The following is an 11801-nucleotide window of genomic DNA, read 5'->3' as shown; positions in this document are numbered from 1 at the left end:
TCATTCCATCATTCCTCTTTCACGATCGTCGCTCTATTTTACTATTTTTCTCCGCCCTTTACAAAAAAGCACTACCCTTGCATCATTCTCGCTTAACAGGCCTTTCGGGCCTGTTCCATAAAGAGTGAATTTGATGGTGGGGTGGGCTATGGCGAGCCCGCCCTTCAAAGGCTTATGGAGAATGGTGCCCGCTCTCAGTTTGAACATACTCCTTTGATTGTTCGCTGGCGAGGAACCTTTGGTAAGCTTCCTCGTTTCCGCCAAAGGAATCAACTGAAACCTTGCTGATGGTTTCGCGGGTCATCGCTTCAATCTCTTCGGGAGATAAAGGCTGACGCTCACAGTAAGCAATTGTCACACCTCGAAATTCTGGCAACTCACCGAGCGAGAATGGCTCGTACTGCACGACTTTGGTAACAACCCAATCAGAGGGAACAATACTGTAAGCTTTCCAAGGACTACCCTGCTTTTTAACGTGATAAGTCAGCCTCTCGCCATTGCTGACCAAGCGTTTCAGGATGGGGCGGCTATCTTGGGACATCTGAAGCAAACGAGTTAATTGTGTCCCAATCACAGGTTCATCGCTGCTGATTCGCGCCCACTCCTCACCGTCTTTGAGCATATAAAGCGTCAAGGTAGGGGCTTTCTCAAGTGAATCGTAGGTTTCAAATAGTTCTTGCACAACAGTCATAGACAAAACTCCTAATCTTGGTGGTCGTACCAATCATCTTGAAAGCTGGTTTGCGGCCCCTTGAAGACGCAATCAACTTTCAAAATTCGATCTTCGGTTGGCTCAACTCGTTTCAATTCCCAATTGTGATTCTGTGCCATCTTTTGGCAATCTGAGGCAGATGTCGCAGAATGCCTATTTTCCTCCTCGGTATCCTCATTATCTTTGTCGAATAACGATGCCATCATTTTTAATTCTCCAGTGGTGGAATCAAAGTTTTAACCCAATCTCTAACAGCTTCGGACATTGAGATATTTCGAGACTCTGCATACTTCTTGAGGGCATGAAGTTCCATATCGGAGAGCCTGACCCGAATTGTATTGGTGCGTTCCATGCCTACGATTGTAGGCTATAATCCCCAAAATAAATCAAGCATTGATGGCCAGTCGCGCAGGCGTGTGTCACAATTGTTTACAGTTTTGGCAATATCTAGTAGAAACTTTAAACTACCTATCAGTCATGGAACTGCTTTATCAATACGCTTGGCTGATTCCAGTCCTGCCGCTGGCAGGCGCAATGCTAGTAGGTCTAGGCTTAATCACCTTTAACCAGGCAACCAACAAACTCCGACAAGCGAATGCGATATTAATCGTCTCTGCGCTCGGAGGGTCAATGGTACTCTCCTTCGCATTGCTGTGGAGTCAACTACAGGGCCACGCACCCTACACCCGCAGTATCCAGTGGGCTTCTGCTGGCGACTTCTCGCTGAATATGGGCTATATTATCGACCCCCTGACGGCGGTAATGCTGGCGATCGTAACCACGGTCGCCTTTTTGGTGATGATTTACACCGACGGCTACATGGCTCACGATGACGGGTACGTGCGCTTTTACGCCTACCTCAGCATCTTCAGCGCCTCGATGTTAGGTCTGGTAGTCAGCCCGAACATCGTTCAGATTTACATTTTTTGGGAACTCGTAGGTATGTGTTCGTACCTGCTAGTCGGATTTTGGTACGATCGCAAACCCGCTGCTGACGCTTGCCAAAAAGCTTTTGTCACCAACCGCGTCGGCGACTTCGGCCTGCTGCTGGGCATCCTCGGCATTTACTGGGCCACAGGCAGCTTTGAATTTAGCGTCATGGGCGAACGCCTGCACTCCTTAGTCGAATCCGGTACTCTTTCGGCGACTCTGGCGACAATCTTCGGCGTCCTCATATTTTTGGGACCAGCAGCCAAATCCGCTCAATTCCCCCTCCACGTCTGGCTACCAGACGCCATGGAAGGCCCGACACCGATTTCGGCCTTAATCCACGCCGCGACAATGGTAGCCGCCGGCGTATTCCTGATCGCTCGGATGTACCCGGTGTTTGAAGGGCTGCCGGCAGTCATGAATTTGATCGCCTGCACCGGCTGTTTTACGGCATTTATGGGTGCTTCGATCGCGATTACCCAAAATGACATCAAAAAAGGCTTAGCCTACTCCACCATCTCCCAACTCGGCTACATGGTGATGGCAATGGGCGTCGGCGCTTACAGTGCCGGACTTTTCCACTTGATGACACACGCTTACTTCAAAGCAATGCTTTTCCTGTGTTCGGGTTCAGTCATTCACGGTATGGAAGATGTCGTCGGCCACAACCCGGCTCTCGCTCAAGATATGCGAGTCATGGGCGGCTTGCGCAAATATATGCCTATTACCGCTAGTTGCTTTTTGATCGGCAATTTAGCAATCTGCGGAATTCCGCCCTTTGCTGGTTTTTGGTCAAAAGACGAAATCCTCGCCAGCGCCTTCTCCGCCAATCCCGCTCTGTGGGCTGTTAGCTGGCTGACGGCCGGGATGACCGCGTTTTATATGTTCCGGATGTATTTCAGCACCTTTGAGGGCGAATTCCGGGGAAATGACAGCGCCATCAAGCGGCAACTCCTGCAACCCGGTGTTGTTTTCGGCCCCGGAGCGATGAACGTTAAGGAATTGGCATCAACTGGCGAAAGCCACGACGAGCACGACCATTTCCCTCACGAATCTCCTCTGACAATGGCTCTGCCATTGGTACTTTTGGCAGTACCTTCTGTGTTTATCGGTTTTCTGGGTACGCCCTTTGCCAATTATTTCGAGCAGTTTGTTCGCGCTCCTGGCGAGTCTCTGGAAGAAGTTTTGGAACACGCTGCTGAGTTCAATTTGACGGAATTTTTGATTATGGGGGGAAGCTCTGTAGGTATTGCTTTGCTGGGCATTACTTTGGCTTCTCTGATGTATTTGAGCCGTAAAATTGATGCTGGGGCGATCGCCCAAAAAATCAAACCGCTTTACGAGTTCTCCCTTAACAAGTGGTATCTCGACGATATCAACGAATTTCTCTTTGTCAAAGGCAGCCGCCGTTTAGCGCGGCAAGTCATGGAAGTGGATTTGCGAGTCGTCGATGGTGTAGTCAACTTAACAGGGCTGATCACCCTGGTTACGGGCGAAGGTTTGAAATACTTTGAGAGCGGTCGCGCTCAATTTTATGCCCTGATTGTGTTTGTCGCAGTTCTGGGTTTTGCGGTTTTTTCTGGAGTTAGTTAAATCTGTAGGGAAACGGCACTGCCGTTTCCTCCGTCCGCGTAGGGAAACGGCACTGCCGTGTCCTTCCGGCAACAACACGGCATTTAACTGGTTTTAACTTCCAGGCTCCAGCCTGGGAACCCATATCACTCTTGCCGTGTCCTTCTGGCAACAACACGGCATTTAACTGTTTCCCAGGCTCCAGCCTGGGAACCCATATCCAAAAGCTCTGTCTCGGTTGGGAAAAGCAGGCAGAGCCTCCGGATCTGCGTTACCAGGCTTCAGCCTGGTAACGAGTAAAAAGTCCCCCTTAAGAAGGGGGGATTTAGGGGGAGCGAGACTCGGCTATAAACGAGAGATACAAAGGTTTTTATGGTTAATCTTTCACGCTTTGGGCATTGCCGTATCCCCACGAGGAGATATTTTAAGAAATGGTATTAGCTCAATAACTCACAATTGACAATAAGCAAATATAAATAAATCTTTCATTAAACTTAACTGTTGCGATCGCAGAATTTGTCCAAATAAGAGCCCAAAAAATTGTTCCGTCTAAAGAAAGTATAAAATTTAGGCTAAAATTGCCAAAATGTGTTTAAACCTAATAACTGATGGCTCATTTTAAAACGCAATGGATACAGCTAACTTTCCCTGGTTGACAACAACAATCCTGTTTCCCATTGCTGCGTCCTTGCTGATTCCTTTAATTCCCGATAAGGATGGCAAGACGGTGCGGTGGTTTGCCTTGATTGTCGGTTTGATTGATTTTGCTCTGCTTGTTTACGCTTTTTACACTCAGTACGACTTTAACAATCCGGGACTGCAACTGGTAGAAAGTTACTCTTGGGTGCCGCAACTCGATTTAAATTGGTCTGTGGGTGCTGACGGTTTATCGATGCCGCTGATTTTGCTCACAGGTTTTATTACGACTTTAGCTACTTTAGCAGCTTGGCCGGTCACTTTTAAACCGAAGCTATTTTACTTTTTGATGCTGGCGATGTACGGCGGCCAAATAGCCGTTTTTGCCGTGCAGGATATGCTGCTGTTTTTCCTGGTTTGGGAACTGGAATTAGTCCCGGTTTACCTGATTTTGTCAATCTGGGGCGGCAAAAAGCGCCTTTACGCAGCAACTAAGTTTATCCTGTACACGGCAGGGGGTTCGCTGTTTATTTTGGTTGGCGCGCTGACGATGGCGTTTTACGGCGATACGGTGACTTTTGATATGCGGGCGATCGCAGCTAAAGATTTCGCCCCCAATGTAGAATTGCTCCTGTACGCAGGTTTCTTGATAGCTTACGGCGTCAAACTGCCAATTTTTCCCCTGCACACTTGGCTCCCTGACGCTCACGGGGAAGCAACCGCACCCGCCCACATGTTGCTAGCAGGAATTCTGCTGAAAATGGGCGGTTACGCTTTGCTGCGGATGAATGCGGGAATGCTGCCGGATGCTCACGCTACCTTCGCACCCATCTTGGTAATTTTGGGTGTGGTTAACATTGTTTACGCGGCCTTAACTTCTTTTGCTCAGCGAAATTTGAAGCGGAAAATTGCTTATTCTTCGATTTCGCACATGGGGTTTGTGCTGATTGGGATAGCTTCGTTTACTGATTTGGGAATTAGCGGTGCAATGCTGCAAATGGTTTCCCACGGTTTAATCGGGGCGAGTTTGTTCTTCATGGTGGGATGCACTTACGATCGCACTCACACGCTCATGCTTGACGAAATGGGCGGTGTAGGGAAGAAAATGCGCAAGGTTTTCGCGATGTGGACTGCTTGTTCTATGGCTTCTTTGGCTTTGCCGGGAATGAGCGGTTTTGTAGCAGAATTGATGGTGTTTGTGGGTTTTGCAACGAGCGATGCTTACAATCCTGTGTTTAAGGTTTGCGTGGTATTTCTAGCTGCTGTCGGGGTGATTTTGACTCCGATTTATCTGCTGTCGATGCTGCGTGAGATTTTCTACGGACCTGAAAATAAGGAATTGGCGGAACACGAAGAGTTGGTGGATGCGGAACCGCGAGAAGTGTTTATCATTGCTTCGCTGTTGGTGCCGATTATCGGTATCGGTTTGTATCCGAAGATGCTGACTCAGGTTTACGATGCAACTACGATACAGTTGACTGCAAAGTTGCGCGATTCTGTGCCGTCGCTAGTGGCTAAGGCTGCTGCGGATAAAACTCTGTCTCTGCGTGCTCCGGCGATCGAGCCGAGCAAGTTGTAATTTGAACTGGATTTAAAAAGGAAACCCCCAAACTCGTTTAAAATCGGTTGTGGGGGTTTTCTATAGATAAAATTATCACGATTCAGAGAAATGCTTTAATATCTTTTCAATAACCCTAAATATCTCTTGAAACTCTACAAAATCAAAGTCATTAAAACCGTCAACACCTTCAGAAATGTACTGGGCAAACTTATCCTTTGAAAGCGCCACCTTATCATGATCCTTGTTAAAAACATCATCATCTATTATTTTGAGCTGGTTCTTTTTGATTTTATGCCTATCAGTATTTAGGTCTAATGTCAGATGTCTGCCACTTGAAGAGTTGAATTCATTACTTAAAAATAATCTTCGACCCTCCTTATCTTTTCTATGAATTTCGCTGTCTTTATAATAAAGTTCTATACATATTCCGTCTGTATCTGAACGATGTTGAGGAACTGGTATTGCAAATGAATATACTCCATTTCCCCAGGATTTGAATCCTTTAGCATCCTCATGAAATTTTTTTATAGAGTCATGTTCATCTCGATCGCTAATTGAATTATAGGCTGAGTCTGTTTGTGTTTACAGAACTGTTCACACATTTTAAATAGCACACTACTGCCCTTTTTCTGTTCCTCTAAGTCTTCCTTATACTCAAGTTTGAATTCATAGGTAATACCATTATCACTCAACCATTTGAAAGCTGATTTTAGATGCTTTATATCCGTTTTCCCTTCACTCCAAATAAGAGGTGTTGGTAAGATATTCTTTCCCTCTACAACTAGCTTTTGAGTATTGTAAATATCCAGCTTTGCATCGCTTACTAGGTCAGGAGCAAGCTTTTTTAGCCATTTTAAAAATTTTAAGTAAATTGGATCGTCAAACCCTCTAACTGAACCAATAAATGCAATTCTCCCTCTAATAATATTTCTAAAACAATCTGGAATAGTATCAAAGCGATGCTTTTCATCAAATCGTTCCCAAAACTCTGCTTCTGCATTCTCAACACCATATTTTTCCCAGGCATGAAGCACTGCACGAACTTGTCGAATATATTTACGTTTTACATTTAGCTTTTCGTTTACTGTAATTCCAGTAACTTCTTGACGCTTATATCTACTTTGTAATCTAACTTTTGACTCATTGACTAAAAATCCATTATCTTCAATAATATTTTTTAATTCATTACCTAAACTCAGTTGTTCAGATTCTCTAGAGAACCAAGCTAAATGAGGGGGAAATCTTGGTCTTGATGTAGAAAACGTAATATCATCAGCATATCTAGTATAAATACATTGATATTTCTGTGCTAATCGCTGTAATTGAGAATCTAGTTTCGCGCAAATCATGTTCGAGACGATGGGTGAGGTTGGTGCACCCTGTGGTAGCTGGTTTTCATGGCAACAGATCTGAGATAGGATTGTTGCAACTTCCTTAGTACAACTATATGGAGGAGACATCAGAAGTCCACGAACCCTGCCAAAATTAATAGACGGGAAAAAATCTTTCAGGTCAAGATTCAAAACATATTTTTGTCTAAGATGCTGTTTCGCGTTTGTTACAATACTTTTTCCAATAGTAAAACCATGTGTTGATGGCTTTGGTTGATATACGCTTCTGAAAAATTGGTTTAATTTTTGTTGAATTATCTTAAGAGATGTCTTGGGCGTAGAGATTACTCTGCAACCTCCAGATTTTTTGGGGATTTCAAATGTAGTGTAGGCTTTGCTAATAGGATAAATATACAAATGATACCTAAGTTGGTAATCACTTACTTCAAGAAATGTTGCAATATCTTCACGAGTTTTTAATTGATAAAACTTTTCTTTCAGTTCTTTTTCTGAAAGGTTTAGGGAAGTAGTACCCATAATTCATCAAGACTAAATTAAAGAGCTAGATACTCGAAACGTATTCCAACCTAATAGCACACGCCGCGATCGGCGTCAAAAGCTCACAACAGTGAGTACATATGGTACTCCTTGTAAATTTGCCACCGCAGGATCAACAGCGGTAATCAATCTTATGCGAGTATCTAGCCTTCGTAAGTATAACACAAATATCAAGCTGGTCATCAAAAATTATGGTGGATGTGACAGATCTGCTATGATTAAAGCTGTTGCGTTTGGCTTAAAAATCAAGCTGTTTGAGTTTAACTTCCTGAGAACGTTCACTGGGGTTGTTGAAAAAGACCCTGCCACTGCTTTATATGTAGGCTATGTTCCCGGTTTCTAAGAGAGCGCATTCTCAAGGAGAAACTTTAGACGAGCTACAAGCGAACCTGCGTGAAGTGATGGAGAGGCTGTTGGAAGATGAGACTCCAGCCTTAAATCGCCCTTCAATTCAGTACGATCGCTCTCTTAATTTCTATCCTTATTGTTCTGCCAAGAGTGCGATCTTTGTCAATGTCGATCGCACCCTCGCAAGTTGTAATTTGAACCGGATGCGAGGGAGGACAGCCCAAAACCTCGATTATTAAACGGGTTTTGGGGTTTGGTATTTTTTTTTCGATCGAGCTTTTAGGATTCTTATTACTTTTGTTTGGCCCCAACCCAGTAAGTTTTGAAGCCAGGGGCTAAAATCAAATTCACATAGCTATTAAAATACAGATTGCAAGCTTATTGGCTTTCCAGAATGCAAAATCAAGAGTCACCTATTGTTTTCGATCGAGAACGCGCTTCTTCCTACGACAAAAGATTCGCTAAATTGGCTCCGATGCGCGACGCACTTCATTTACTGATCGGCCTGGTACTTTCCGAACTTCCTGCAGATGCACGGATTCTCTGTGTCGGCGCCGGAACCGGCTTGGAATTGATTTATCTCGCCGAAACATTTCCACAGTGGCAGTTTACTGCAGTAGAGCCTGCAGCACCGATGCTTGACATCTGTCGCCAGCGCGCCGAAGAGTGCGGTATCGCCTCACGCTGCACTTTTCACGAAGGTTATCTCGATTCTCTGCCCCCATCGCACTCTTTCGATGCGGCGACTTGCCTTCTGGTTTCTCACTTCTTTATGCAACAAGATGAACGGCGCAACTTTTTCAGTCAAATTGCTTCACGACTTTGCCCTAACGGATATTTGGTGAGTGCGGATCTGGCTTCCGATATGTCTACTTCAGCGTACCAAAGCCTTTTCGAGGTTTGGCTGCGAATGCAGAGGTATTCCGAAGTGCCTGCTGAGGAGATAGAAAAGTTTCGTGCTTCTTATGGTCGAGATGTTGCTGTGCTACCGCCACTTGAAGTCGAATCAATAATTGCATCCAGCGGCTTTGATACACCTGTATTGTTCTTACAAACCCTGCTCATTCATGCCTGGTATGCTAGGCGGACACCACCCTCGCTAGAAGTGTAGTTATCAACAGCCGCCGAAAAATCTCGTGAAGTGGACTGACAAAAACCAAGTGTGACGTTGCTTTCGTTTTCTGGAAGCCCCAGAACCGAGTCGCGCCGCGATCGCGCTCGCAATACTCAATACCCAATACTTTAAAATTACCAGTAGATCGATCGCTCTTCATTTCGCTATTGCGATCGCTCTCTTAATTTCTATCCTTATTGTTCAGCCAAGAGTGCCATATTTGTCAAGGGCGATCGCGCTTCTTTGATTCTTACGCCTTGCGATCGAGCAGTTGGCGGTAATTGACACCCTGATTGATTATTCTACCGCCTCAGATTGTTTGAGGGCTGCACTGAACCCGAAAAGGTTAAGATTTAGCAGCGATCGCTAATCCTGAAATTGTCTGTTGGCGAATGGGTATCTGAATCACAAACTCAGTGCCTGAGCCAGGTGTAGAAAAACACTGGATTTTACCGCCATGTTTTTCAGTAATGATTTGATAACTAATCGACATTCCCAAACCCGTACCTTTACCCGTGGGTTTGGTGGTGAAAAACGGGTCAAAAATGCGCTGCTTCACTCGGTCTGGCATACCGATGCCGTTGTCAGCGATCGCCACCTCCACCCTTTGATTGTCGATCGCACAAGTCCGAATCGTAATCTGAGCCCGGGTGTGTTTAAGCTCCTGATAGGAGCGTTTGGTATTCATGTCCTCAAGGGCATCCAGAGCATTCACCAAAATATTCATAAATACCTGATTGAGTTGTCCGGGGAAACATTCCACCTTGGGCAATGTCGCATATTCTTTGATTACTACGACTGCTGGACGATCCGCTCTATCTTTGAGCCGGTGTTGCAAAATCAGCAAAGTGCTCTCAATTCCCTCATGGATATCAACAGATTTGAAATCTGCTTCATCCATGCGAGAAAAGTTTCGCAACGAGACGACTATACCGCGAATTCGATCGGTGCCTACCTTCATAGAGGACACGATTTTTTGGATATCTTCAGTGACGAACTCCAAGTCGATTTCCTCTGCCATTGCTTGCACTTCTGGATCGTTGCTGGGATGGCGCTGTTGATAGAGTTCTATCATCTGCAGCAGGTTTTGGGTATATTCGTCCAGGTGGGTGAGATTACCGTGGATGAAGTTGACCGGGTTATTGATTTCATGGGCAATTCCCGCAACCAACTGTCCCAAGCTAGACATTTTTTCGCTTTGGATAACTTGCATCTGAGCTTTTTTTAGTTCGTTTAAGGTAGTCTCCAGTTCTTTAGCTTGCGCAGTCGAGGAGATTGCTAGTTCTTCGATCGCAGCAACCTGGGGCAGAGTTGTCCAGCAAGCAATCGCCACTCCCACAAATGCCAGCATCATCAACACAATAATCAGCAGATAGGGATTGTTGCTTCCGGCTTCTACCCGCAGCCAGGATCGGATCAGCCAAGCGATCGTCGCTGTACCACAAATCAGCACAATCAAAATTCCTACCTGAAGCATCACAAAGTGTTCGTTTTTAGGAGGAGTTACTGGCTTGGTATGGAGTCTATCCCACCACGGTAAGTGGAAAGATGCCCAAGGAATCCGCAGAATCGCAGCGTCGATCGCGATCGCTGCTAACGGCAACAGCAACCCGAGAGCAAAATCCATCCATCCCCAGCTAACACCACCCACCACCAGGGAAATGAACTCCACCACCAGCAATGCTAAGGATAGTCGCCCCCAACGCACGGCTGGATCCTTGCGCTGCATCCACAGCCCCAAGTGCAACCCCATGATAGAAATGAATAAACTCACCCCTGACACCACGACAATTCGAGTGGTGTTGCCCCATACTAAAAATCCTAAACTGCAGATAAAGCTTAGCAGCAGCGCGGGTTCTAGGGCACCCCGACGGGACGCTGCGCCAAACACTGGAGACAACAGCCCATCCTGGGCGAGTTGGAAAAGGATGCGGGGCGTATTGCAAACGCTAGTCGCAGATCCCAACAAACAGCTAGCCGCAACCAGCAATGTGACTGTGGCAGGGGCAGCGTCTCCCCAGAAAGGCTTGGCAGCCACCAGGTATTTGCCGTACACATTGCCTTCTAAACCGGGATCGGTTGCCAACTGCAACAAGACTAAAGTGCCACCCACAAACACCAGAGGCATGAACGAGGCAACCCAAGACAGCGCCTTGAGGGTGTCTTTTGGGTGCACGCTGTCTGCTACAAAGGATGAAGCTGTATCACAGCCATAGAAGCTATAAGCGGCAAACAAGTACCATTTCAGCCAGTCCTGGACACTGATGGCATCAATGCTGCTGGGCAAGAGTCCGGGGCTTTGGGGATCCAAGGCAAGCCAGCCTAAACCCTGAACGCAGAAGAGGAGTAAACAGCCGATCGAAGGAAAGATAAAAAACAGGTGCAGGATGGCGACGGCGCGGGTGCCAGTGAATGCTAAAAAGTAAGCGATCGCAGTAAAACCGATCTCAAACACTTTTTCTGGAATATTCAGCCCCATCGGTTCTAAATGGAATTGGATCAACTCTGTGATGACGATCGCATTAATGGGCGGAAGGGAAACCCACCCCAAGTAGTAGGCAATCGCCAAGTAGCGGGAAAGAGCAGGGTAACGATGGAGCAATCGCGTGATGTAATTTGGTGTTCCCCCAGATACATCTGGATATTTCTCACCCAAACTCTGAACTTGAAGGTTAAACAGAATTCCGACGATCGCACCAGGAATCCAGACCAACAGCGATGCAGAGCCAATTTCTGCTTGCATCGACGGCGCTAAGGTAAACCAAATCAGATATCCAACCACACTAAATCCCCAAGCTTCTGCTGAGGACATGGTGCGCCGGAGGCGATTGACAAATGGCACACGATCTATTTCCATAACAAGAAGATAGGAGTAACCCTATTGTGATACACTTGTAATTTCCACAGCCCAGAAAAAACACACCTACCTAGTGTTTTCTTGTCGGGGTGAAAATTATCAGCTCGATCTGATGTAGCGGTGAAAGATTGAGGCGTAATCAGTTAAGGTTGCTAGCGATTCCCTGCGGGATAGCTTCGCTC

The 11801-nt window shown here is 46.1% G+C and carries 10 protein-coding genes; 5 read left to right on the top strand and 5 right to left on the bottom strand.

Annotated elements, in window-relative coordinates:
- Positions 1 to 172 precede the first annotated feature (172 nt).
- The 3 genes from QUB56_RS06015 to QUB56_RS37130 are packed head-to-tail and all read right to left on the bottom strand — an operon-like array spanning position 173 to position 1064.
- The gene (locus QUB56_RS06015; protein WP_332954043.1) at positions 173 to 691 is read right to left on the bottom strand and encodes a hypothetical protein; all 519 of its coding nucleotides are present in this window, start codon (positions 689 to 691) and stop codon (positions 173 to 175) included.
- An 11-nt stretch (positions 692 to 702) separates the two neighbouring features.
- Complete coding sequence (locus tag QUB56_RS06010; RefSeq protein WP_332954041.1) at positions 703 to 918, bottom strand: hypothetical protein; 216 nt, start codon at positions 916 to 918, stop codon at positions 703 to 705.
- A 2-nt stretch (positions 919 to 920) separates the two neighbouring features.
- A complete protein-coding gene (locus tag QUB56_RS37130) occupies positions 921 to 1064 on the bottom strand; it encodes a DUF6290 family protein (protein WP_445243313.1) in 144 nt (47 codons plus the stop codon).
- Between the two features lie 125 nt (positions 1065 to 1189).
- Between QUB56_RS37130 and QUB56_RS06005 the strand changes: the two genes are divergently transcribed.
- Both QUB56_RS06005 and ndhD1 read left to right on the top strand, forming a co-directional pair.
- Positions 1190 to 3235, top strand: coding sequence for an NAD(P)H-quinone oxidoreductase subunit 5 (locus QUB56_RS06005; RefSeq protein ID WP_332954048.1), 2046 nt, complete (start codon positions 1190 to 1192; stop codon positions 3233 to 3235).
- Between the two features lie 607 nt (positions 3236 to 3842).
- On the top strand, positions 3843 to 5429 hold the full coding sequence (gene ndhD1 / locus QUB56_RS06000) for a photosynthetic/respiratory NAD(P)H-quinone oxidoreductase subunit D1 (protein ID WP_445243312.1): 1587 nt from the start codon (positions 3843 to 3845) through the stop codon (positions 5427 to 5429).
- Positions 5430 to 5935: 506 nt separating this feature from the next.
- On the opposite strand, the gene QUB56_RS05995 is transcribed toward ndhD1, so the two are convergent.
- Complete coding sequence (locus tag QUB56_RS05995; RefSeq protein WP_332954040.1) at positions 5936 to 7279, bottom strand: reverse transcriptase domain-containing protein; 1344 nt, start codon at positions 7277 to 7279, stop codon at positions 5936 to 5938.
- Positions 7280 to 7433: 154 nt separating this feature from the next.
- Between QUB56_RS05995 and QUB56_RS05990 the strand changes: the two genes are divergently transcribed.
- From QUB56_RS05990 to QUB56_RS05980, 3 genes are all read left to right on the top strand, one after another.
- Complete coding sequence (locus QUB56_RS05990) at positions 7434 to 7643, top strand: hypothetical protein (protein WP_332954039.1); 210 nt, start codon at positions 7434 to 7436, stop codon at positions 7641 to 7643.
- Positions 7627 to 7887 (top strand): hypothetical protein, encoded by a 261-nt coding sequence (locus tag QUB56_RS05985; protein WP_332954038.1) that lies wholly within the window; start codon positions 7627 to 7629, stop codon positions 7885 to 7887. The genes QUB56_RS05990 and QUB56_RS05985 overlap by 17 nt, the downstream gene beginning before the upstream one ends.
- Before the next feature lie 155 nt (positions 7888 to 8042).
- Positions 8043 to 8759 (top strand): class I SAM-dependent methyltransferase, encoded by a 717-nt coding sequence (locus tag QUB56_RS05980; RefSeq protein WP_332954035.1) that lies wholly within the window; start codon positions 8043 to 8045, stop codon positions 8757 to 8759.
- Between the two features lie 349 nt (positions 8760 to 9108).
- Here QUB56_RS05980 and QUB56_RS05975 read toward each other — a convergent pair whose 3' ends face one another.
- Positions 9109 to 11619 carry an ATP-binding protein gene (locus tag QUB56_RS05975; RefSeq protein ID WP_332954033.1) on the bottom strand — a complete coding sequence of 837 codons (2511 nt, stop codon included), beginning with the start codon at positions 11617 to 11619 and terminating at the stop codon, positions 9109 to 9111.
- Positions 11620 to 11801 lie beyond the last annotated feature (182 nt).

It is taken from the genome of Microcoleus sp. AR_TQ3_B6, assembly GCF_036702785.1.
Classification (GTDB): domain Bacteria; phylum Cyanobacteriota; class Cyanobacteriia; order Cyanobacteriales; family Microcoleaceae; genus Microcoleus.
Note: the sequence above shows the minus strand (reverse complement) of the source record. Positions and strands in the feature narration are given on the sequence as shown.